The organism is Lutaonella thermophila, assembly GCF_055387725.1.
Map to the genome: position 1 here is coordinate 2,069,810 of NZ_AP043783.1, position 22,996 is coordinate 2,092,805.

At 35.4% G+C, this 22,996-nt stretch carries 26 protein-coding genes; 4 read left to right on the plus strand and 22 right to left on the minus strand.

All coding sequences use genetic code 11. The features are described from left to right. From ACZ5CF_RS09755 to ACZ5CF_RS09790, 8 genes are all read right to left on the minus strand, one after another. The gene (locus ACZ5CF_RS09755) at positions 1 to 1,428 is read right to left on the minus strand and encodes a hypothetical protein (RefSeq protein WP_464579153.1); all 1,428 of its coding nucleotides are present in this window, start codon (positions 1,426 to 1,428) and stop codon (positions 1 to 3) included. Further along, positions 1,428 to 3,497, minus strand: a complete 2,070-nt coding sequence (locus ACZ5CF_RS09760; RefSeq protein WP_464579155.1) for a phage upper tail fiber protein — start codon at positions 3,495 to 3,497, stop codon at positions 1,428 to 1,430. The genes ACZ5CF_RS09755 and ACZ5CF_RS09760 overlap by 1 nt, the downstream gene beginning before the upstream one ends. Next, the gene (locus ACZ5CF_RS09765) at positions 3,494 to 4,009 is read right to left on the minus strand and encodes a DUF6712 family protein (RefSeq protein ID WP_464579156.1); all 516 of its coding nucleotides are present in this window, start codon (positions 4,007 to 4,009) and stop codon (positions 3,494 to 3,496) included. Before ACZ5CF_RS09765 ends, ACZ5CF_RS09760 begins: the two co-directional genes overlap by 4 nt. Then, complete coding sequence (locus tag ACZ5CF_RS09770) at positions 3,990 to 5,135, minus strand: hypothetical protein (protein WP_464579157.1); 1,146 nt, start codon at positions 5,133 to 5,135, stop codon at positions 3,990 to 3,992. Before ACZ5CF_RS09770 ends, ACZ5CF_RS09765 begins: the two co-directional genes overlap by 20 nt. A 42-nt stretch (positions 5,136 to 5,177) precedes the next feature. Further along, complete coding sequence (locus tag ACZ5CF_RS09775; protein WP_464579158.1) at positions 5,178 to 5,792, minus strand: hypothetical protein; 615 nt, start codon at positions 5,790 to 5,792, stop codon at positions 5,178 to 5,180. After that, complete coding sequence (locus ACZ5CF_RS09780; RefSeq protein WP_464579160.1) at positions 5,776 to 6,363, minus strand: hypothetical protein; 588 nt, start codon at positions 6,361 to 6,363, stop codon at positions 5,776 to 5,778. The genes ACZ5CF_RS09775 and ACZ5CF_RS09780 overlap by 17 nt, the downstream gene beginning before the upstream one ends. 71 nt (positions 6,364 to 6,434) lie before the next feature. Further along, a complete protein-coding gene (locus tag ACZ5CF_RS09785) occupies positions 6,435 to 7,496 on the minus strand; it encodes a hypothetical protein (RefSeq protein ID WP_464579163.1) in 1,062 nt (353 codons plus the stop codon). Continuing rightward, on the minus strand, positions 7,496 to 8,704 hold the full coding sequence (locus ACZ5CF_RS09790; RefSeq protein WP_464579164.1) for a hypothetical protein: 1,209 nt from the start codon (positions 8,702 to 8,704) through the stop codon (positions 7,496 to 7,498). The genes ACZ5CF_RS09785 and ACZ5CF_RS09790 overlap by 1 nt, the downstream gene beginning before the upstream one ends. An 86-nt stretch (positions 8,705 to 8,790) precedes the next feature. On the opposite strand from ACZ5CF_RS09790, the gene ACZ5CF_RS09795 reads away from it, so the two are divergent. Continuing rightward, on the plus strand, positions 8,791 to 9,024 hold the full coding sequence (locus ACZ5CF_RS09795; RefSeq protein WP_464579165.1) for a hypothetical protein: 234 nt from the start codon (positions 8,791 to 8,793) through the stop codon (positions 9,022 to 9,024). A gap of 46 nt (positions 9,025 to 9,070) precedes the next feature. Here ACZ5CF_RS09795 and ACZ5CF_RS09800 read toward each other — a convergent pair whose 3' ends face one another. The 14 genes from ACZ5CF_RS09800 to ACZ5CF_RS09865 form a co-directional block, all read right to left on the minus strand. Next, the gene (locus ACZ5CF_RS09800; RefSeq protein WP_464579166.1) at positions 9,071 to 9,289 is read right to left on the minus strand and encodes a hypothetical protein; all 219 of its coding nucleotides are present in this window, start codon (positions 9,287 to 9,289) and stop codon (positions 9,071 to 9,073) included. Then, the gene (locus ACZ5CF_RS09805) at positions 9,289 to 9,543 is read right to left on the minus strand and encodes a hypothetical protein (protein ID WP_464579167.1); all 255 of its coding nucleotides are present in this window, start codon (positions 9,541 to 9,543) and stop codon (positions 9,289 to 9,291) included. Before ACZ5CF_RS09805 ends, ACZ5CF_RS09800 begins: the two co-directional genes overlap by 1 nt. Then, complete coding sequence (locus ACZ5CF_RS09810) at positions 9,543 to 12,470, minus strand: coiled-coil domain-containing protein (protein WP_464579168.1); 2,928 nt, start codon at positions 12,468 to 12,470, stop codon at positions 9,543 to 9,545. Before ACZ5CF_RS09810 ends, ACZ5CF_RS09805 begins: the two co-directional genes overlap by 1 nt. Next, positions 12,470 to 13,000, minus strand: coding sequence for a hypothetical protein (locus ACZ5CF_RS09815; RefSeq protein WP_464579169.1), 531 nt, complete (start codon positions 12,998 to 13,000; stop codon positions 12,470 to 12,472). Before ACZ5CF_RS09815 ends, ACZ5CF_RS09810 begins: the two co-directional genes overlap by 1 nt. A 5-nt stretch (positions 13,001 to 13,005) precedes the next feature. After that, positions 13,006 to 15,024, minus strand: a complete 2,019-nt coding sequence (locus ACZ5CF_RS09820; RefSeq protein WP_464579170.1) for a hypothetical protein — start codon at positions 15,022 to 15,024, stop codon at positions 13,006 to 13,008. Further along, a complete protein-coding gene (locus ACZ5CF_RS09825) occupies positions 15,014 to 16,126 on the minus strand; it encodes a hypothetical protein (RefSeq protein WP_464579171.1) in 1,113 nt (370 codons plus the stop codon). The genes ACZ5CF_RS09820 and ACZ5CF_RS09825 overlap by 11 nt, the downstream gene beginning before the upstream one ends. Beyond that, a complete protein-coding gene (locus ACZ5CF_RS09830) occupies positions 16,126 to 16,596 on the minus strand; it encodes a hypothetical protein (protein WP_464579172.1) in 471 nt (156 codons plus the stop codon). Before ACZ5CF_RS09830 ends, ACZ5CF_RS09825 begins: the two co-directional genes overlap by 1 nt. Position 16,597: 1 nt before the next feature. Further along, positions 16,598 to 17,029 carry a hypothetical protein gene (locus tag ACZ5CF_RS09835; RefSeq protein WP_464579173.1) on the minus strand — a complete coding sequence of 144 codons (432 nt, stop codon included), beginning with the start codon at positions 17,027 to 17,029 and terminating at the stop codon, positions 16,598 to 16,600. Continuing rightward, positions 16,998 to 17,603: a hypothetical protein gene (locus tag ACZ5CF_RS09840; RefSeq protein ID WP_464579174.1), complete on the minus strand. Its 606-nt coding sequence runs from the start codon at positions 17,601 to 17,603 to the stop codon at positions 16,998 to 17,000. The genes ACZ5CF_RS09835 and ACZ5CF_RS09840 overlap by 32 nt, the downstream gene beginning before the upstream one ends. Next, complete coding sequence (locus ACZ5CF_RS09845; RefSeq protein WP_464579175.1) at positions 17,579 to 19,006, minus strand: terminase large subunit domain-containing protein; 1,428 nt, start codon at positions 19,004 to 19,006, stop codon at positions 17,579 to 17,581. The genes ACZ5CF_RS09840 and ACZ5CF_RS09845 overlap by 25 nt, the downstream gene beginning before the upstream one ends. Next, a complete protein-coding gene (locus tag ACZ5CF_RS09850) occupies positions 18,987 to 19,562 on the minus strand; it encodes a terminase small subunit (RefSeq protein WP_464579177.1) in 576 nt (191 codons plus the stop codon). The genes ACZ5CF_RS09845 and ACZ5CF_RS09850 overlap by 20 nt, the downstream gene beginning before the upstream one ends. After that, positions 19,555 to 19,776, minus strand: a complete 222-nt coding sequence (locus ACZ5CF_RS09855; RefSeq protein WP_464579178.1) for a hypothetical protein — start codon at positions 19,774 to 19,776, stop codon at positions 19,555 to 19,557. Before ACZ5CF_RS09855 ends, ACZ5CF_RS09850 begins: the two co-directional genes overlap by 8 nt. After that, positions 19,748 to 20,080 carry an HNH endonuclease signature motif containing protein gene (locus tag ACZ5CF_RS09860; RefSeq protein ID WP_464579179.1) on the minus strand — a complete coding sequence of 111 codons (333 nt, stop codon included), beginning with the start codon at positions 20,078 to 20,080 and terminating at the stop codon, positions 19,748 to 19,750. The genes ACZ5CF_RS09855 and ACZ5CF_RS09860 overlap by 29 nt, the downstream gene beginning before the upstream one ends. 127 nt (positions 20,081 to 20,207) lie before the next feature. After that, a complete protein-coding gene (locus ACZ5CF_RS09865; RefSeq protein WP_464579181.1) occupies positions 20,208 to 20,432 on the minus strand; it encodes a hypothetical protein in 225 nt (74 codons plus the stop codon). A gap of 438 nt (positions 20,433 to 20,870) precedes the next feature. On the opposite strand from ACZ5CF_RS09865, the gene ACZ5CF_RS09870 reads away from it, so the two are divergent. The 3 genes from ACZ5CF_RS09870 to ACZ5CF_RS09880 all read left to right on the plus strand — a co-directional run bounded on the left by ACZ5CF_RS09870 (position 20,871) and on the right by ACZ5CF_RS09880 (position 22,837). Next, complete coding sequence (locus ACZ5CF_RS09870; RefSeq protein ID WP_464579183.1) at positions 20,871 to 21,428, plus strand: hypothetical protein; 558 nt, start codon at positions 20,871 to 20,873, stop codon at positions 21,426 to 21,428. Between the two features lie 146 nt (positions 21,429 to 21,574). Then, entirely contained in the window at positions 21,575 to 21,937 is a 363-nt protein-coding gene (locus ACZ5CF_RS09875; RefSeq protein WP_464579184.1) for a hypothetical protein, read from the plus strand. Between the two features lie 108 nt (positions 21,938 to 22,045). Then, the gene (locus ACZ5CF_RS09880) at positions 22,046 to 22,837 is read left to right on the plus strand and encodes a TIR domain-containing protein (RefSeq protein ID WP_464579185.1); all 792 of its coding nucleotides are present in this window, start codon (positions 22,046 to 22,048) and stop codon (positions 22,835 to 22,837) included. Positions 22,838 to 22,996: the final 159 nt, after the last annotated feature.

Below are 22,996 nucleotides of genomic sequence, written 5' to 3' on the forward strand. Positions count from 1 at the left end.
TTATGTAGTTAATTGAATTTTTAAACCTGTTAATTGATAGTCCGGATTATCTCTACCTGCAGCTATATATAAATACATTTGGTTTCCTTGTATGTATGGCGAGGCAAATCCGCCAATATGGTCCCAGAAAAAGCTTAGTGCAGGATACTTTCTGAAAAGTTGTGTTGGCGTAACTATTAGCGGACTTCTAACATCGTTTATCCATGTAGTTGTACCGTTTAATTTTGCTATACCGTACTCCCTGTTATTTGAAGTAACCCAACCAGGTGTTACTTCTTGCTCACTACCTATTAAAATGTACAAATCGTTGCCGTCATATATATACTCTATATCATCCACCTTTCCGTTTAAATAGCCTTGGTCCAAATTAGCATCAAACACAACATTTTTAGTACTATATGAGGTTACCCCGGTTAAAAAGTTAATAAGGTTAGTATCTGACTCTGACACCGCTTTGGTGTACTCTATAGAGCTTTTATTTATATCTGCTCCATCTGCCCGATCGTGTATAAAAATTCTATACCTTCCGTTGTGGTAAGTTAATGCTAACGGAAAATAGTTTTTACTAGTGCTGTTGTAGCCGTCTATATTTAATAGTGTAGGTGCAGTAACTATACTTAAGTTGTCATTTATAACCATGTAAGCACCTGTGTAATTACCATTTGTGCGTTGTACAGCTAACAAAAACAACCAATTACCGTTTGATAATTTATAAGGATTACCTACCGTGAATACATTACCCGGGTTTTTAGCAAATGGTATGCTCGAGGTGTCTAATAGTTTTGTGTTTTGAAAGGTCCAGTTTTCTAAATCGTTAGATGTTGCATAGTACAAGTCTCTACTTGCATGACTACCAAACACAACCGGACACATTAGCACATACTCTCCGTTTGCTTTTTTAAAAATACCTCCCGGTTGTATGTAGTTAAATGTTTGTCCGCCAACTGTTGTAGGATACGGATTTAGCAATGGCGCCTCTGTTGGTATTATCTGGTAATTTACAAACGGATTTAAAAGCTCTACTTTCTGGCCCAAGTTAAAGTTTGGTGTACCTAAGTAGGTATTGCCATAATACACTTTGTTGCTAATTTGGGCATCAAACCCTGTTATTTCTACTATTGTAGAGGCTTCTGTGCCTTGACAAATAAACCAAGACTTACCCGGCACTTGATTGTTTTTCATATGTTGCACTACAGTAGTGCTACTTAACCCTATGTACTTTTCTGTTGCGTTGTGCGCTACTATGGTAATATTATTAGAGCGAACAATATTGTTAGTTTCATCGCTAATTAGAGCGTTTTTAAGTGAGTTTTCTAAACTAAAAACATTTGTAGGCCACACTAATGTGCTACCCAAATACACTTTTTGAACTTGGGTATTGCCTAATTTTAGGTTAGCTATTATGTTGTTACCACTATTAATTGCCATTAGGTAATAAAGTATAAAGTGTTACTGTCTTTTGTAGAAATAGCATCGTAGGCAGCTTGAGAGCCAACCCAAACATGTTTGCCGTCAATCTTATCTGCATCTAAGCCACTACCGGAGCCATCATTGCCTTCATGCCAAACTGTTTTGTCTGAATCTGCTTTTATTTCTCCTGCTAAGGTTAAATCTCCGTCAATAGTTAATAACATTGAAAATACATCATAGTTATCCCAACGCCATCCATAAATAGTACCTGAACCACTTCTTCTTAAACGATAGTAATTATCTTCAAATTCAGAGTTCATTGTGCCACCATCCCCTTTTTCGTGTACATAAGTTTTATTGTTATTTATATAAAAATGCCCCAAGCACTTTAGCTGTTGGTCGCTGTATGTAACTGTATCTTCTATTCTAATTTTACTAACATTATTCCTTCTGAATATTAAATCATGATCAGTGCCTGTACCAACAATCCCTCCAAAACCATCTAAACCTATGATTTCTATTTTTGCAATGTTGTCTCTTGAAACTGTTAAATCTCCAGACGTCATTATAAGGTTTCCATGTTTCGTATCACTTACATCCTTTCGTAAAAACATAGTATCGCTCTCGGTTTCTGTGTAGTACCTGTCGTCATGATTATGGGCGCTTGGTGTAAACGTGGTGGGTTTACCGGTAACTTCATTCCATGAGGGCCAGCGTGTAGCGGTATCTGGTTTGTTTGTAATGTTACCCCAAGTTAAATCTGCAGGTTGAACCGCAGAAGCCACCAAAGCTTTTTCTGCATCTGTGAATGCGTTGGTGTCCGGATTGCTTTCGTACTTAGATTTTATACTGGCTGGGGTTTCTACTGTGCCAGCTCCTGTTTCTATCCAAGTTGCATCATTACTATCCCAAATGTACAGCTTTACATCTTCTCCTACTCCGGTATCTACATACGCATAACTACCTTCTTCTGCAGTTGGGTATGCTGTGTTTAATGCAGATACGGTGCTGTAAGTGCCTTTAAATTTGCTCTCTTCTATAGTAGCAAGTTTATTTTTTTCGGCATCTGTAAAGGCATTTGTATTTGGATTGCTCTCGTATGCTGTTTTTAGTTGCTCTGGGGTACGCTCTTTATAGTATGGCTTTTCATCAGACCCTAATACTAATGAGTTGTCTGCATCTACAGATACTCCTTTACCATTTTCTTTATTCCAAAAATTAAATGTGTATAGCTCTCCCTCAATATATGGGTTGCTATTTAATGTTAATTGCCATGCTTGGTAATTAGCCGTTGTTATGCTTGGGGTGTCTAAATCAAAAAAGGCATCGGCACCCGGTAAATAAATACGTGCTCCTTTTAGGGTTTCTTTATTGGTTAATTGAGACACAAAATAAATGTCTCCGCTAACGGTTTCTACCAACGAAAAACGCTCAATTTGTATAAGGTCGTTTAAATCGTCTTCTATATTTTTTTGAACCTCAAAAACATCATAATACGTTTCTTTTGCTTTTATACTTGCAGTAGATAGTATCTCTCCTTTATCGTTTTTTAAGGTTAGTATTCCGTTAGCAAAGCTAAGTAGCGTGCCTTGTCTGGTAAATGTGGCAGCATCTACTGTAAACACTAATGCATTATTGCCGTCGTAGAATTTAATTTGGTCTCCATCTACCTCGCCTCTATCTATTAAATCTGAGTTAGACACCACGCTTTGAATCATACTATCTACCTGAGATTTGGTATAGTATCTGGAATCGTGGTTATGTGTAGTATCAGATTTGTTGTTTTGTAAATCTATAATTGCTAATCTGTTTAGCTCTATCTGCTCATTATTTACATCTCCGGTTACGGTTCGAGAAAACAGTACATCGTGAATTGCATTTATTAAATCGGTTGCATTATTGTAAGTAGTTGCATCTACTTCTATTTCTGATACGTGTGTGCTACTTATTAACGGCAATTTGCTATCGTAAACATTTACGATTTTTATATGATTGTTGTCTATAAATAACGGAATGAACGTTTTATACAACGTTCTGCCATTAATAGAGAATTTAGATGATGATATGTTTACAAAACTGTAGGTCATTGTATTACTCTACTATTGTAGTTAATGGATTTGGTTTCACAACTATTTTCGCATTTCCAGCTATTAAAAGTTTCTTGATGCCTGTTTAAATACTTTTTAACCTCATCAAACAAAGTATTGGCATCTTTACGATAGCTGTAGTAAAAGTTTTTTCTTTCTTCTAATGATAAAGGTTCTGAATGTGGTGTTTTTTTAATTGTAAAACCGTGCGATGTACTCACAACATTAGATTTTAGTATAAATCTGGCATACGCAAAATACGATAGTACTTTACCTAAACCCGAAAAATAATAGGTGCGATTTTGGTAATTGTAGTTACCACCATTTAGTAAAGTTTGGTATTCCGGTTTGTTTTGGTTTTGAAGCAAATCAAAATAAAACTCTTCGCAAACCAATGGTTTTAAATCTAATTCTTGAGCTTCTGCAATGAAAGTGTTAAAGGCACTCTCATTATACCCAATGGCTGTTTGCAAATGCTGTGCTACGGTATTTTTATTGATTAACAGTTCCATCTTCTAAAAGGGAGTATTGTTTAATGGACCAGTTTTGCTCCGGATTAATATTTTCTTTGTAATTGGTAAACAACTCTTTAAAAAGCATCTCTATTTTAAGGCGGTCTCTTGCCGTGAACGAGTTGTAAATAGATTGTGCTTTTATTAAATCTTCTCCAGAAGTGTTACCTAACTTACCTTGCACGTAATCTACCAGTTGTGGCGGTATGTTTTTAAATGCTTTACGAATAAAGTTAGACGAGCTGTCTTCAAAATGTTTATAGCGGTCCGGCTTTTGGTCGCTTACAATTTTATCAAAACGGACATTGCCTGTTTTCTCTGAATCTTCGTCCCAATCGTCTTCAATCATCCAAACCGAACTTGCATTCTCTACGCCTGTAACTTTTTTAGCATCGTTTATAAAGGCGTTTTCTTTTAAGGTATTTTCAAATGGTCTGTGCCTTACAATGGTAATATCGTTAAAACCTCTTTTAACGGTAGCGTTGTAAAACATGCCAATATGGTTTTCTACATCGGCAAACATGTAGGCACTTTCTATAAGGCTTTTAGGATAGGTGTACTTATCGCTAAGTTTAAAAAATAATATTTGCCCTTTGTAGTTTTCCCAACCACCTGCAGCTTCTACCTGTGCTTGTATTACGTTTGGGTTTGGGTTGTAGGCATCAAAAACATCTACTTGTTCTTTTTTTAAATACCTGCCCCAGCCTTTTGGTGATACTACAATTTTCCCTGAAAATTCTTCGCTGTCTTTTTTGCCTAACCTGCATAAAGTATACGGCACAATTTGAAAGCTCTCTTTCTCAAAATTAGCATTGTAACCAACGTGAATAAATACGCCTTGATGTCTGGCCAGAGGGTCGCAAGCTTCAAAGAGTAAATCGTCTGGGGTTATTACTTTCCAGAATTTATTTGAGAGGTTTACGTGAGATAAATTTGCCTGAAACCCGCCACCACCTAAGAATGATTGATAAATCCATGCGCATTGAAATGCAGTAGGACTGGCATCTATTAGATTCTCTATAATTAAAGGCTTGAGGTTATCTTCTCCATTAAAGATAACCCCAAATCTTTTATTGAAAATTTCTTGTTTTTCTTCTTTATATGCCTCTACAACTCGGCTTTTCATGGTAGCTAAGTGTCTGAAAAGTTATTACTCTGTTTCTTCTGTTTACGCTTGTTTTTCTTCTTGCGTTTCTGGATGTACTACTTTTTTAAGCGCTTGTAACTCATCATCAGAAAGAGATTCTAACTTTTTTGTAATGCCTTGCGCTGTAGATGCTCTTGTAGAAAGGCCTGCTTCTTGAAGTAGCTCTTTAGCTTCTTCTACAGTAAACTCTCTATCAAACAATACAATTTGCTCATTGTCTTGGTGTTCTTCTTGCGCAAGCAACTCGTTTAAGTTTTCCGGAACAACCTCAAACAAAGAAGCTCTATTAGGATTCTGCTTAATTAAACTTAGAGCAATCTCGTCTGTTAAATTATGCTCTGAATATGCTTTAGAGGTTCCGGGTACTGGTATTACTACACCTTTTTTTAGTGTGAATGCTGATTTTTTGGTTTCTGTTTTTGCCATTGTATTGAAGTTTTTTACTCTGTTAATGTATGTAGGTATCTCGCTGGGGCATCCGGTACATGTTTCGCCAAATAGTAGCTCGTGAAGCCTAAATATGTGTTGTAAGTAAGGTGTGCCGCTTTCGTCTTTACCTTTGGTAAGGGTTTGAAAGCTGGCAGACCTTACAAACTTTAAAAGAGAACTGTCTTTTTCACTAAGGCGTATCAACATACTCATTAGCTGCTATCCATGCTTCTGTACCGGCAAGGTCTGTTTCTACCCAAAGTTTAGCTCCGGTAGATTCTTCTTCTCCCTCTTGCGTAGCTACCGTTAGCGTTGTTGTACCGCTATTTTCTGAGCTGTTCCAGGTGTCTTCTGTGATAACCATACCACTTTCGTAACCAAGAACCTCGTACGATAACTCGCCAGATACACCTGTATCTACTTTTTCTACAATGGTAATTACTCTACCACCCTCTACAAGCTCTTGTATGCGCTCTCTTTCTTTCTCGCCTCTGTATAAAACTGTGAAGTTATCTGTATGGATGTAACCATTACCGAAGTCTAATACAGATAGTGTATGAGAGGCTTTGCTTGTTTTGTTATTACCCTCTGCCGGGTAAATTTTGGCACCGCTTTTTAACACTAATGCGGTTATTTTTGTGCCTTTGTTTGCTAATTGAGTAGCAACACGGTCTACATCATCCCAGTTTAAATACCATTTTCTTCTGATACCTTGCTTTGGACGGTGCCCGCATTGTCTTGCAAACTTTCCGGCTAATTTTGCATCGCAACTTGCCATTATTTATTGTTTTTTTTTGATTAAACTGAATTTTGAAAAGTAATAAAAGGGGCGTTGTAAGCCCCCTTATATTAAAGTGCTGCCTTAAACTCGTATGGATTAACCATTTTAAAGTCTATCATGTAATTACCTTTGATGTAGAAGTGCTCATCGTCTCCACCAATGTACTCAAAGGTTAAGTTTTCTAAGGCTGCAGTATCATCTACACCTACTTGCAAGTACTCTTTTTTAGTGTACAAGGCAAAGTGTGGTAAATGCGTAACAAGGTTACCACCACCATCATCTTTTACGAAATCTGCTTTTCTCCAACGGTCGTAGTTTTTGATTGGTACAATGTTCTCGCCGTCTACCTTAAGGTTTTGAATACCGTTTTGGATTTCGTCTTTAGAACTTTGTACACCAACACCTGCTAAACGCTTAAAGTAACGCTCGTAATTTTTGTAAAGCTTGTTGTTTGTTAGCAAGATGTCTCCATCAAAATCGTCTACATCTACAACTTCTTCAAAAAGGTTCAAGGCGTAATCGTTAGTTAAGTTAAACTGGTCTGTACCGGTATTTTTATCTAACGTTACAAAGTTTTCTTGCAGTTCTGTAATGGTTTTAAAGTACTGCAATGTTGGTATTAACCCTTTTTTAATGATGTCGTAATAAGCTGCTTTGTTAGCATCTGCAAGAATGTCTTGTGAAGCAATGTTTTCATCGCCAAATAGTACAATTCTCTGCATGTCTAACTTCATTGCTTCGGCAATCATATCTTGTATGAAGAGTACAAATTCTGCCTCGCTTAAGTCTTTAATTTTATACCCGTTAGCAAGACCCCATTGCGTAAATTTTTGCATGAACTCTGTATAGCAATACTTAATTTTTACCTCTGCTAATTGTGGCTCCCATTTTTGAGAGATAGCAGGGAAACTTGGCGATAATGAAGTGCCACCACAACCTTGAGATTTACGAGTTACATACTCTATACCTCTCATGGCTGCAACTTGCTGGCCACCTTTAATACCCGGAACAATGTTAAAGAAGTTGCCGGTATCTTCGTACAATACTTTGCTTTTAACGACTTCTTTTATGTCTTGAATAAATCTTTCGTCTGTAGCAATGCCTGTGAACGTGCTGTGAATGTTTACCATTATTTATTTTTTTTAGCGTTTAACTTTGCTTGAACCTTCTCGTATAGGCTTAACTCGCCTTTTTTGTTCTTACCGGTAGGTTCTGCCGGTGGAACATTGTATTCTTTAGATTTAACTGTTTTAGCCAAATCCGTTAATCTGCTATCAAAAGCTTGCACTTGGTCTGCAACAAGCTCTATAGCTTTTTGATTTTCTTGATTGTTTTGTTGGAAAGCGTTTTTAAAATCTTCAAACTGTTTAGAAAGTTTGTTTACGCTTTGCATTACCTCTTGGGCTGTAACCTCATCTTCTTCATCAGAAGATTCTGGTTCTTTAATTTCTGAAATGGCGCCGTCTACAATTACCCATGTAGTGCCATCTTTAATTAATAAATCGCCGTCCGGAACTGGATTACCGTCTTCGTCTACAACCTTATCTCCAACTTTAGGTTGTTCGGCATCAGTAATTACCTTTACAATGCTACCGGTTGCGGTAGTTTCTTCTATGTTAAAGGCAGATTGTTTACTGAACTTTTTAGAAATTTTACTTAAAAAACTCATGTCTGTTTTGGTTTTATACGTGTTTAAATAGTTTGCATACCTGTTGAAGAAATCTTCTATTATGGCAGGTTCTTTTTGAATGGTTGCGAAGATTTCGGGGTTTTGGTCTAAAAATTGAGTAATGACAACGCCTAAATCGTTTGTGTTAAACAAGCTGTCTGTTGCTGCAGGCTCATCTACTAAATCTGATGCTAAAAAGGCATGCAGTACGTGAGACTCGAACACCTTTTTACCTACTTTTTCTTGGAAAGTTTCGCTATTAATTACAATAGAGTTGCCAAACATATCCGGGTTGTTCTCTGCCATATCAAGAACATACTCCCACATACTTATACCTTTACCCTCTACCTCTGTTTTTTGAGTAATGGGGTCTAAGGTTAAATCGGCAAATACTTTGTTGTTTTTTACACGAAAGTTATTATACCTGCCTAAGAAAGTGCCTAATGAATTTGAACACATATTTGGATGCCCAAAACGGCATTTTACGCCTTGTTTTTGCGCATTGCCTTGGTTTGCTAAATCTTGTAAGAATTGCTGATTAAAATAGGTGCCGTTTTTATTGGCGCCCTCTTGTACAATAATTACTCCGTTTATTACACCATTATCTCTATCTACTTTTATTTCTGGAGTAGAAAAGGCTACTAAGGACTTAAAATGGCTTTTGCTCATTAGTTTTAGACTTTAACCAAATCTAATTCTAAAACTTCCTTAGTAGTGGGTAAGATTTTTTACCTAAAATTTTGTATTTTAGTGGTATGGAAGATTTATTAATCTTATTTTTATTATGGTTTGTAATGGCATCAATAGGCTACACAGTCTATTTGTTGGTGAAGTTTATTTTTAACCTGCCTAAGAAAGTAAGATTAGGTGTTGAGCGTTCTTTAGATAATGCTGCAGCTAAAGTGGCTAACCAGCAAAAAGATATTAAAGTAGAACACCATTACCATTTTAATGATGTAAAGGTGCTTAACTATAAAGACAAAGATTAGTTTTTAAAAACTAAACAATTAAGCGGTCTGTTTTGACCGCTTTTTTCTATTTTTTTAATCTGTTAATTATTTTTTTTACAGAGTCTGAACTAATGCCTTCTTCTTCTGCAATAATCTCGTATTTACAATACACACACAAGTTTTCCGGCAGCGCATGAAATGCTTCAAATACACGTAAATCTCTTAACCACTTAGGCGATACTACTCCTAATTGTGTTAGCTCTTTTAGCTCTTTTTGTTTGTGTTTTAACTTGGTGTATAGCATTACCATTTATTTTTTGGGCAATTAGTGTTTTGGCTTCTTACTTTTGCCGGCAATGGGCAACCGCATTGGTTGCAAAACAGTCCGTTAATTTCTGATAAGGTTAAATCCGGTAGTAATGCTGCATGCAACCCTCTTTGTGCATACGGGCACGTTGCACATATTGAGGCTCTTTTTTTAGCAGTATCTTGTACCACCTTATTACCCCCAACAAAGTAGTTTTTATAACCGTTTAATATTTCTGTTACTTTGCTCATTATAAGTTTGCGCCGCTTACTACTTGGGCATAATCTATTTGGCCCGTATTAATATCTTCTACTGTTACAACCGGTCTTGGTAATTGTCTGTTAGCCTCACTTACTCTGTCTCCTATTTTTGCTGCAAGTGTATCTGTATCTATTTTAATTGCAGGGCGTGTTGTATTTATAGTTTGTAAACTTCTGGATACAATACCACCATTACTAAATAGTCCGGGAGATGATTTACCTATTTTGTATTTATTGTTTATGTGTTCTAAAAGTGGCCTGTATACAGCAGTAGCTTTTTTGTTTACAATAAACTCACCTCCCTCTGCTTCAAAGCCTGGTTGCCCTTGCACCGTGAACGGTATACCACCTTGTGCATGGCTTTTACCCTCTAAATAACCACCGTCTTGAAATTTTGCTTTTGTGCTCACTATTTTTTTTACAGCAGATAAACCACTACCTAAAACAATACCGGTACTTACAACTTTTTGAGCGGTGCCAAACGGCTCCGGTAAAACCGAAGGTGCACGCCAAACCTGTGTAACCCCTTGATAAGTGTTCATGGTAGCTTGTGCAATTGCAGCCGCCTTACCTGCTGCAGTTTCTTCTCCTAATAGTTTAGATATACCACCTAATAAATCTTGTTGAGCCTGAAACTTAGCTTGAGTTTCTTGTTCTTTAATATTAGCTCTAAGTGAAGCATATTTTTCATCAACTTTTGAGGTGTCTGCACCAATTTTTTGAGCCTTTTCAAGTTCAGCTTGGTACTCACGCTCAAGTCTTTCTTTTTTTAACTGAAATTCTGATTCTCCTCTCAGCCTTCTTGTTTCGAACTCTGTTTCGTACTCAAACTGCTCAACTTCTTTTTGCTGTTCTTTGTATTGCCTGTCTAACTCCTTTTTTTGTTCAAGAAAGTTGTATTGTAGTTCTAACTTTCTTAGTAGAAAATCTTGCTCGCTAATTAGCTCATTTTCTCTTTGTTCTTCGAGAATTTCTACTCTACGTTGATAAATTTCTTCAAGTCTGCTCTGCTCGTTAGCTACAAGTTCTTGTGTTAATTTTTCGTCCTCTTCTATTTTAGAACGATTTTGAGCAATGTACAGATCGAGCTCTGTTTGCAGATTCTCTATAGTAGCTTGATTTATTTTCTCTGTGTATTCTTGCTTTTTTTGTAACACCGCAAGCTCATACTCTTGCTGGGTTATTTTACGAGCCTCGAGCTGTTTTTTTAATATCTCTGTTTCTTTATTAAGCGCTGTTTGGTATAGTGTAATACGCTCTTGTAAGGTTGAGTTTACCTTATTGTTTTCAAGTATATAGCGCTCTAAAGCAACTTCGGCAGCTTTAATTTCTGCATCTACTCTTTTTTTTGCTTCTGCAATTGCCTTGTTTGTTGCTTCTTTACGTATAGCATTAAGCTTGTTTTGCTGTGTAGTTTCTGCCTCGAGCAATGCTGCATTTGCTTCTTTTAGTTCTGCAATTTTTCTGGCTATTTCTGCTCGGTCTGCATCGCTGGTATCATTAGAGGCAGCTTTAAGTTCTAACAATTGCAACTCTAAAGCGTTGCGCTCTCTTTGTGCTTGGTTGGTTTCTTTTAATATTTGAATAGACTTTAACGCTGCTGCTTCTCTTTCTTTTAGCGTTTTAGTTTGGTCTTCGGCAATTTTGTTTTGCGCTTTAAATTGCTCTTTTCCCTCGGCTACTTTTTTAATAAAATCTGCTTCTCCGGCACTTAGTTTTTGCTGGATTTCTGCAATTTGTAAACCTCGCTTTGCTGCCTCGTCTATGGTTTCTTTTATAGCTGTAGCGCTGTTTTTTATTTTACCAAGTACTTCTCTCTCTAACTTAGTAGCTGTATTAAAACCTTCTTTTATTTTTTTAGGATTAAACGTGAATAATCCTTCGGCTATTTGCTTTATTCCTGAAAGTTTATTTTTTAGGTTTTCTAAAAACGTATCTGATAAATCTTTAATTAATTTTTTTGGTTTTGAAAAAGAATCTACTATTGCTTTACCAAAGTTTTGAGCCAACCCCAAAAGTGATTGAAAAATTGTTTTTAATGGTATTAGTACTTTATTTATTTTGTTAATACCATCTTGAGTAGAAGTAAGGTACGCTACTAAAGAACCTAACAATACCAAAATAGCACCAATACCTGTACCTAAAAGTGCTACCTTAAAAATTTTTAAACTTTTAGCTGTGCCTTTAGTAGCTGCTGCAGCTTGTAATTGCCCTTTTGCATAGCCACGAATGTATTTAGTTGTAAAACCCAATGCTGTACCTAATACCGGTATTTGTGCAATTTGTGCATCTAACTGTGTTGAGAACGCACTTGATTCTCTTAGCGCTTCTTTTATTTGTTCCTTATAGTTACCTACCTCTACTTGTGTTGTACCTATTGATTTTTGAAGCTCTTTATACTCTCTGTCTTGTTTTTGAATTAGCCCAAAAAGTTTTCCGCCTATCTCTGTATTTTCTCTTTGTTCTTTTGATAGGGAACGGTATATTTTACGGTTTTGAGCTAATGCTTGGTTAAGCTGCTCTATAGAGCCATCTGTTTTGGTAATTATATCGAGCTCTTTTTCTACCGTTTTATTGTAAACATCTATTTGCTTTTGCGTAAGTCTGTACTCTTTGTTTTGCTTTCTAATCTCACTATTAAGTACCTCGAGGCTCTGACGGTTTTCGTTTTGTTTTTTCTTAACAGCTTCGAGGTTTTTTTGCATTATGCTGTACTCTTTAGTGTTTTTCTTGCCTTGTTTTTCTAATTGGGCAAGCTCGTCTGTATACGATTCTATTAAAGTATTGCCCTCTTTAATAGCGCTTTGAAAAAACTTTGCTTCTGTTTTTAAGTACTCTAATTGCTTGCGAGCTTCTGCCCCTTTTTTAATGAGGCTTTCTGCATCTATATCTATTTCTAAGAGTTTTATTTTTTCCATTAGATTACAATGATTTCGAGGTTAATACTTTGTGATTTGCCTGATAGCTCTCTAATAGCTACATGAATACGTGTACTTGAAATTCTTCTAAGAACCGGTGTTCCAAAATCGTTTGCGTTACCCCAATATTCACTACTGTTATAGGTGACTATTGGTACTATTCTTCTGTTGGCTACACTTTTAGAAAAATTAATTTCGATTAAAGAATCGTTTGTTTGACGGTCTATAGCTCGTGCAGATGATACTATTCCGGATGTTGAGTAACTTGATAGGTTGCTACTGCCCGGGTCTATGTTTAAAACTTCTCCGTATTCCGGTAATGAGCCAACTATACTATTTAGGTGCTGTTGCAAGGTTGTGTTGCCTTCGTACTTGAGGTCTTTTAACTTATCATCTAAAAGGTTAAAGAAAGAGTCTCTAAAATCGTTAAACACAGCTCTAACCATAGAGGCCATTACCTCTTTATTGTTGTTGTCGTAAATGTTACTGCTAATAGCGTTGGTTATATCGTTTCTGTTTTTTTGTGCCATGGTTTTTATGTATTAAAATCGTTATTGAAATCATCACTAAACTGTCCGAGCTTTTCTATTGCTCTTACTTGTATAAGTTCTACTTTAGTTTTACCGCTACCTGAAAAATTTGACACTTTGTTTAGATAAAAAAGACCGCCCAACTGTTTTAGGTAAATAAGCTTGAAGAAGTCTAACGTGTGAATGTCTGTTTCTGTAAGGTAAAGCTCTACGGTGTATTTTTTACCATAGTTCACCATGTTGGCAAATGCTGCATAGCGGTTAGGCAGTACGTTGTTAAAATCTAAATCATCAAACACCATAAAAGGCACTATACCGGTATAGGTGTTACTGCTGGTAGCACCTGCCAACTTGTATTTGATGCTTGTTTGTAGATGTTTTACTTTAAAAAAGTATGGTTCTGCTTTTTTTGCTTTAACGCTTTTTAAAGTACCATCATCGTCAAATTCTTTTTGGTAAAACGAACACTTTCTAAGTAATTGCCCTGCAATAGAAACGGTAGAACGGTCTGGTGCTCTGTATGGTCTTTCTATTAATGTGGTCTCGGTTGGCAGGGTTTGGTCGTCTATCTTTAAAACAGAATTTGCAAAGGTGTCTTCCGGATTGTCGTACTTATACCTAAATAGGTTGTTTTTTGCGTAGTTGCCTACTTTCGTGTCTACACTTACTATGCGATTAAATTTTTTAGACCAATCTACCAGAACGGTATTTTCTTGGTGGGCATCATAATTAGCATAAACGGCAAGCGGGTCTAAAAGTTCTTCTATACTTCTAAACTCGTAGGTGTCTTCTTTTCGTCTAAATACTAATCCAAAATATTGCAGTACATCTTTAAAGAAATCTTTTTGCTTAATTTTAGAAAGATATGAGCTGAAATTTACACTTGTAACGGTGTTGTCTAACCAAAGTTCTAACTTAATATCGTAACTGTAATACGACTCGTTGTTTTTTGGTAAGGTGCTTACTTTTACAAACAGTTCTTCACCTTCTCTTAAATACAATTTGTTTGAGAAACCAAAGTTGCTTTGCCCCTGGCTAATATCTTCTTTTACTGTGAATAGATTGTAGCCGTCTTTCTCTATAAATATTGAAGCGTTCTCTGTGTTATGATTATAAAATATGCCGTTAATGTTGATTTTGTAGAATCCGCTTTCTTTTACTCTAATTCTGGACCTATTATACTGGGTTGAGTTTGAAAATACGTGTATGCCGTCTGCATCAAAATCTGTAATAAAACGAACGTACTCGTTTATATGGCCTGTTAAATCTTGCACTACTACTTGATTACCAAAGTAGTTAATGGTAGCGCCTTTAAACTGACTGGTTTTTATTTTAGAAAGCTCTAATTTTTTTTCAGGATTTACACTTTGTTTTGGTGTTGGAAAACCCTCATCTATTGTTATGGCTATACTTTTCCATTCGTCTGTTAGAAATGGATTGTAGTCGTTTTGGTTGCCTCTACCGTAATACCGCCATTTAAAACCGTTTTCTGCGAAAATTTTGCTCCACAAAAAAGCAACATAAAGTGCCGGAACTTGATAGTTTACTTCTATTTCTTGGTCTGTTTTGCCATAATCTGCAACAGCATAGGTGTAGTCTTTTCTGGTGAATGAGTTTAACCAACTTTCTATGTTTAAATCATGATTAAGGTTTGACAGGTTTAAATCGGCTAAACTTTTATCGCCCATTTTATCAAACAAATCTATGTTCTCACTATAAACGAACATATTAAAATGATTGTTGGTAGTTTTAAAGTAGCCAATACCGTTAGCAATAGTTTGTATGCCGTTTCTGTAAACAGACACTTTGTGTATTCTGTAGGGAGCAATAGAGGTATTGCCTATAATGCTCATGCCTCCTAATATTTTTTTGTTTTTTTCTGTTATAGGAAGCCTGAACGAATTGGTATACGATGTTTGCCTGTCTCTAAGCTCAAAAAAATCGTTTATTTGCTTTGTCTCGGCAATTTTAGTGCTCGTATCTGTATCGAGCTTTTGTTCATTTATGTAAATTTCAACCTGCATAGAATTGTGTATAGTCTTCCGGTAACTCTATTTGAACTACAAATTCTGTATTCTTGTTTTTGGTATTAAGCGTTTCTAAATTCACATCTTTAACCGTAACTTCTTTGAAGTTTAAAAGTTGAAAAGGTTGTAAAGGGTCTTGATTATACAAATACACTTTAGGCGATGTGAATAGTTGCGATAGCATGTATCTCTCGTGTTCGTTTACTTTTCCGGTAGCAAGTATTAATGTTCTGTTAGCCGTAATTGCCGGCACTATTGTTCTTGTTATTGCGCTGTCTATATTCTCATAATCATTATTGATTTCTGAGCGTGTTTTTGTTTTTAGTTTCTGGCTGTAGATTTTGCTAAATTTCCAGTAGGACCATGCTCCTTTTTGGTTAAACCACTTTAAATACACGCCACAACCCACCTGTACTTTGTTTACAAAACAGGTTATTTTGTTTGAAGCATCTACCGTTAGCTCGAGCTCATTTACACCTAAGTAAAGTGGCATGTTACCTTCAAAGCCTTGATTGTCGTTTTCTCCGTTAGAAAGAAATAGCCTGTTTACTCCTTTGCTTAAACTAAGGTTTAAACCGGTACCGGTTCTTTTATTGGTTAAGGTTACTGTTCTTGATGCGTTTGAGTAAATAGCAATATCAAACGGGTAGCCCTCAAAATATGTTACGTGCGAAGTGCTGTTGGTTGCCGGAATTAAAAATCTAACTAAATTGTTTTCTTGATAATTTGCATCTATTATTTGCTTAACAGATTTTAGATAACTGTAATTTTTAGTAGTAGTTTCTGCATTGCCATTTGTTTTAATTACAGTGAACTCTACTTCTTGCTCTAAAAACAATGTGCTGTCCGGAAATAAATATGTAGTTGGTAAAGCAACCTCAACGCTATCTGAAAACACATCTTGGTTAATAAGCATTGTAATTACACTCTTTAAGTTAAAGTGAAATTTGTTTTGATTAGGTGTAACCTCGAAAGTGTAACTACCAACCTTAATTATTGCTCGTGCTGCAATGCCAGAATCTGTACCAAATTCTACAATACTATTATTGTATGCGTTTAATACTGTGCCTTGAGGTTCTTTGTAAAATACTACTGCCATTATGCTGCTTTTAAAATTGTTGTTACATCTGATTGTATTCGTTTAGCCCATAAAATGCCGAGTTCTTCTATCATTTGGTAAATGTCGTCTGCCAAGAAATCGTTTACTACTTCTGATACTACTTCTCCTTTGTTATACTCATTTGGTACCGTAATGCCCTCGTTGGCAATCTTACGGCTAATGATGTAAGCGAATTGGCGTTTTTTTTCTTTAAATTCTAAAGGCAAACCTTGCTTCTTATCAATCCAATCTTCTATTGCTTTTCTTGGCGGAAACTTGCCTGGACCTCTACCATGCTCCATATAGTAAGCATGTTTTGCGCCCCACATTATTAATGTGTTTTGCTTTACTTGTGGCTCTAACTCTTTTTCGTATTTACCAGTAGCACGTAAGCCAAGCTCGTTGTATTTTGCAATGAGTTTTTGGCGTAATCTTTCTAAATACTTTTGGTAAATTTTATCTGTGCTCATGCTAAAGCGTTACTTGTATTGTGAAACTTATTTTAAGTCCGTCTAAGTTGGTATCGTATTGGTTTTCTACTTCAATTTCTTTCCACCTTTTAATTTCCCAATCTTCGCAACTTGTAAACTGCTCAAAGAGTTTGTTTACCTCGGCTTCTAAACTTTTTATATGGTCTTCATATTTTTGATTATAATCTTTATCTGATAGTTTAGACCTCACACAAAGCACCGCCTCTCCTGCATAAGTGTATCCGGTTATTGCTCCGTATTCATTTATTATGAAGTCTCTATCTTTCCAGAGTAAAAGCAGGTGTTTTTGGCGTTGCTCGAATGGTAAATGAGCATCATCTGCTATGTCTTGCAAATTTTGCCAATGCGATTGGCCGTAATTGAATTTCCAGCCTATTTGATTACACTCTTGTTTTAGCTTTTCTACTAACATTCTCTATATGTCTTTTTTGTATTTCTGTTTTAACTTTTTCTAAGCACAGTTTTCTAAAAATTACGGCGTATGGTTTTTGTAAAATGGCATCGTACTTAAGTATGTCTCCATTTGCCAGTGCGTCTAAAGCCACGGTATAATCAAACCTTACTAACTCTTCTACTCCTGCATTCTTTTCGTCTGCAGTAAGCTCTGAGTGTAATTCTTGTTCTTCTGCTTTTTCAATTTCTTTTAGTTGTTCTGTAATCCATTTGTACGAGGCAAAGCAGTTAAACAAATCGAGCTTTAAAAATGTTTTTTCTGCCACACCGTAAACAAGCTTGAATACCTCTGGCATATTAACATCATTTACAGCTTGTTTTACTTGAATTAATTGTTCCCATGATAGCAACCAAAAATCGTCCTGTACCGGCTGCATACTCTTTCCTTTTACCCGGATTATTTTGTTTGGCTTTAAATTGTGTTTAATTATGCTGTCTACAAATTCTTTAACCTCGTGGTTAAGCGTAGCATAATCTGCAACTGTTGGTCTGTTACTAAAAATGGTTTCTATACTGTACGGCTGCTTCCCCATGCTTTTCTTGGTTTTACATAGTTAAAGTACATGCGCATTAGCAACATATCTCTCCAGTCTGGCGAGCGCCCTATATCTTCTTTTATTTTGGCTTTTTTAACTACCGCCAATTTTTTAGTTTTTGCAGGGTCTCGTTCTATTTTAGCAAGCTCCTCTATTATCATTTCTTTGTCTGTTGGTGCTACATCTGCAGCTATGTATATATTGTGCTCATTAATTGCATCGGCAAGCTTGAATAGGCATTGTGTTTGTAGGTTTTCATATTGCGGTGTGTCTTTATGCTTATCTGTTATTACCTCTTTAAATGGGGTTGCATTGTTTAAAAACCCTTTAATACCGCAATTATCTACAACGCCACCACCAACACCGTCTTCGTCTGCTATGCAATTGTGTTTAGGTATTTGATGCTTTGTTCTAAGAGCTTCTATAGCTGCTTGAATGTCTGTTGTTTTGCTTACATCAAAACTTATTACCTCTTTAAGCACCATACCGTACCATACACCAATACGTGCTTTGTCTGAACCGAAACGAGCTATATCTGCCGTTATATACTTTTGGCTACTTTCTTGTACATGGTTGTTTTCAAACACCGCCACAATGTTATCGTACTCACAAAGCGCATAAGGGTTATCGTCATAATCCCAATTACCTTTTAAAAGGCGTTCTCGTTTGGCTTTGTCTTTTACTCGTTTAAGGCGTTCTATGTAACCGCTTTCTATAAACGGATTGTCTTGCACAAAGGCTTGAAGAAACTTTTTTACTCCTGTAAGCTTACCGGAAATAAACGGCTTATAAAACTCTGTGTATAGCCAGTTTTTTTTTGGGTTTGCCGTTATGAATAGTTTTGCCAGAATACCGTACCTGTCATTGTAATGCCTTCCTACACGTGTTTTTAAAACATCGTAGGCGCCAAAGTTTATTTCTCCGCCTTCTTCTATCCAACCGCCTGTGTATTCTGTAGAACCAAACCGCTCGTAGTAGGGATCTCTGGGTAAGTACTTTAGCTCCAACAAATCTATTCGGCTGCCATTCTCGAAAATGATAAAGTTTTTCTGGCCGTTGTACTTAAACGATTTCACACCGTATGCTTTTGCTACCTTGAAGAAGGTGTTTAGCGTAGATTCTGTAATTCGTTTAAGCTCCTCTCTCCCTATAAACCATTTAGTTTCCGGATAGGCTAAGCACATAAACATGAGCCAAACACAACCGGTCCAAGATTTAGCGCCTCCTGCAGCACCGCCATATACAATTTCTTCGGTTTCTGCATCTGTAAGTAACAATAAAGCTTCTTCTTGTTTTTTGTGCTTTTTGCCATTTACAATAGTTATAAAGTCAAAGAACCTAATTTTAAACAGCGCTATTGCTGCTTGTAATGGGTTTATGTTAATCTGTGCTTCTTGCATTCCAGATTTCCATTAGTACTTTTGGTGATAGTTTTGAGTAATCTATAGTTGCTTGCTTTTGGCGATTGTGTTTTTCATAACCGCCTAAGTGTTTCATTAGCTCTACAATAGCCGCCCTACGATCTGCTGTTTTTATTTTTTTGGTGTAGCCAATTAATTCTCTTTGCTCTCCCTTTCCTTCAAATTCTTCAAAAACAGAAATCTCTGCTATGGCCGCTCTTGCTTGTTTTGGTATTTGGTGTATTGGCTTTAAACTTCCGTTTTCATCGTAAAACTCTGCTATATCAAATCGCATTAAATTAGCCAGGTACGATACGCACTCATCTATGGTTACTTTATTGCGTTCTGCAATTTCGTTTTGTAGTTCTTGTACCCTTATCCTAATCTTATCCGTTTTAAACAACTGAACTGCTTTTACGTTAATGGTTTCGGGCTTCATTTTCTTGGCGTTATAAGCAAGCCTGTACGCCTCTGATTTACTTCCGGTTTTAACGTATTCTTGGCAAAACTTTTCTTGTTTTGCAGTAAGCTTTGTATTTTGAGTTGTTTTACTCACTATCACTTATTTTATCTTTCCAATTTCCTAACCATGCAACAAATACAAGACCTGTAACTAACAGTATTACTTTGCCTACACTACTTAGTATGCTGTAAACAAATTGCACCGGATTGATTAAAAAATCATAAATGGCGATTATTACCGATGCTACAACTGTAACAATTGCCAATATTTTAAACAGTTTATAGGTGTACTTTTTGACTGTTTTCATAAGCTTCTATTTTGGTTTTGATATACGTTTTGCTAAACGGCACGCCTTTTTTTTGAAGAAATTTCATGTGTGCTTTAAATAGTTTTGCTTTGTACTGCTTTTTGTCTCCGTAGAAATTGTGTTCTTCTCTGGTAAGTGCAATGAGATTTTCTATTCTGTCTTTATCTGCAGAAGGATTACCGCCCATTCCTCTGGCATCAATATGATGAATGTCTGTAGCTTTACGTCCGGAAAGCTCAGATGGAATGAAATCGGTTTCTGTATAACCGAAAGCTTGAAGGTAAATTTTAGTGTGGTTCTTCAATTAAGTGCGCATCGAAGAAGAGTGTTCGTAAGCTGAACTGCTTTGAAGAGTGTCTTTTAAGGCGATACAACCTAAAATCAAATATAAGTAATTATGTGAATAGTACAAAATATTGAACAAAAGCCGGTTAGTAGTCCGGCTTTTTGAACATTAAGTTTGCTTGCTCCGGTGTGGGGGTAAGTTCTTCGAGCATGTCTAATACTGTTGCCACGTCTTCATTCATGGTAACATCTTCATTCTGGTTTTTGAGCAATCTAATAAGCGCTTTTTGCCTGTTTACAAATTGCTCTCCGTGGTGCGTATCTATATTAGTTGTAATCTGCAGCGCACCATTTTCATCAATCGTAACCATAAATAGGCTTTGTTTTGGGTTTAGTAAAAGGCTCGTTTAGTTTGTACCAGAAATACAGCAGGGCTGCATTTTAGGCGTTGCGAACATAATACAGAGACTATGCCCCAAACCTTTCGGAGTGGGATGCCATTATACAGCCCCTTATCTTTTTCTGATAAGAATATGTATATGTCTCTGTAAAAATGTTCGCAGTGCGAAATTAAAAAAATTCGTCTTTTATAAAACGTGAGAAATGTTAAAAATAATTGTTTAGGTTTTTGCTTACAGTTTGCTTTGAATTTTGCTTAAGCAAATGTTGATAAGTTTACAATTAGAATATTAAAGTAATGGTATTTTTCTTATAAATTTAATACTGTTTGTAAAACGTTTATTTGTAAACTATTTAATGTTGAGTTCTTAATTTATTTTATGAAAAAAATATTTTTTTTAATTCCTGTTTTGATTTTTTCATGTACTGAAAACCACAATCTAAATTATAACAAAATAGATTTTGATGTTAGAAAACTATTAGCTAATCAATTAATAATTCTTTCTGAACCTAATATTCAACTACAATCTATAAAAGAAGAAAAGCTGTATTTGTTATTGGAAAAAGAATTAAAACATTATTTCACAATGTATGAAGAATCGAGTGAGCGGTTAGACTCTTTGATAGATTACAAAAAAACTTGGATGACTCGTTTAAAGGAAAGATATGATAGAGTAATGAAGCATGGTACAAAAGAAAAAAAGAAATTGTATAAACGATTATACCCTACTATTGAAGATTATTATAATGAACTTGTTGAGGATAATAGGTATACATCAGGCTATTCTTATGAGAAAATTGATTCTTTAAAAAAGGAAATACAAAAGGTAAGAGAGAGTGATGTGTACTATGAAATTGACTATTTTATAGTAGATGATGGCCCTGATCCTGAAATTAAAGACACTTTAAAGATTTGTGTTTACGTAGATAAAAACTCTAATATTTTTGATTTCAGGTGGTTAGAATAATGAGTTGTTAAAAAATCTAATTTACTTATTAACATATATCTGATTATTACTTATTTACATTTTATTTTTAAACCACACCTAATTCTTTTATTTTTAAATAGTTACCAGAAAGCCTGGTGCATTATAACAAACAAAATTTTAAAAAAATGAAACTATTAGCAATTGGTAAAGTAGCTAAAGATGGTACTTTAATTAAAGGAACTAAAGGAGTAAAAGTTGAATTTAAAGAAACAATGGATGATATATTTGGTAGTGAAACGAGTTCCGGATATGTGGTTTCTTTACCAGAGGGATTAGTGCCAGATGATAACTATATTTTACAGCTAACGCCAGAGTTGTTTGGTGAAAATGGTCCTGATTATACCATTACCACTATTGGTTACAGGCGTCAAAACAGACTCGGATTTCAAGTTTTTATTTGGGGAGATAGAGGGCAAGGAAAACTAAGTAAAAACCCAATAATGACTGTTAGTTCTGGGTGGAATTTTTGTATTTATGATATGGAATAGGTTAAGTTGAAATATAGCTCATAAGTATTGTTTTTAAATAGATACTTAGAAATATTTTTTATGATTTATACGCATAGTTAGAAGTTGTATACCATTTAAAAGAAATACATGAATAAAAAATCATTAGAACTAATTGAAAGTTTACTTCAAGAAGCTGAAAATCTTGAATATAATGACAGTAATATTGATAAAACTATAAAGCGTTCCGAAATGATTGCTAAGAAAGTATTTGGTATGAATACAGAATATGTTAAAAAAATTAACTCTATCAGATTTTCACCCTCTATATCATTCAGTGGAATGGATGAAAGTATTTATAATTCAAGTTTTCAAAGTGGAAAAAAAGAATTAATTAATCTTATAAGTGTAATGTTGGAAGATGTTAGCATTACAATGAACGAGGAAATTTCTGATATTAAAAACATAAAACAAACAAACAAAAAATCAGCAAGTATTTTTTTGGTTCATGGACATAATGAAGAGATGAAACAAGCAACTGCCAGATTTTTAGAAAAAATTGGGCTGATACCAATAATTCTACATGAGCAACCAAATCAGGGTAGAACAATTATTGAAAAATTTACTGACTATGCTAATGTTGGTTTTGCAGTTGTGCTTCTATCAGCCGATGATGTTGGTTTTAAAAAATCTGAAAGCGTAAATAATGGGAAATTAAGAGCCCGACAAAATGTAATACTTGAATTAGGTTTTTTCCTTGGTAAAATTGGGAGACAGAATGTCGTAGTATTACATGAACAAGTTGAAAATTTTGAAATACCATCTGACTATCATGGAGTTCTATATGTACCTTATGATTCAAGTGGAAATTGGAAACTTTCAATTGCAAAAGAATTAAAAGCAAGTGGATATAATATCGATGGAAACATATTATTAGAATAAAAAAAATTACCCGATAATGTGAACACAACTAAAGATAGACTTGTATTTTTCCAACTTTCAAGTCAAAGATAGCTCTTACTGTAGAGGGTTATTAAATTCTTCGAAATTCCCTACTATTCATAACCGAGACCGTTAAGCATAATAGTGGAAAAATAAATA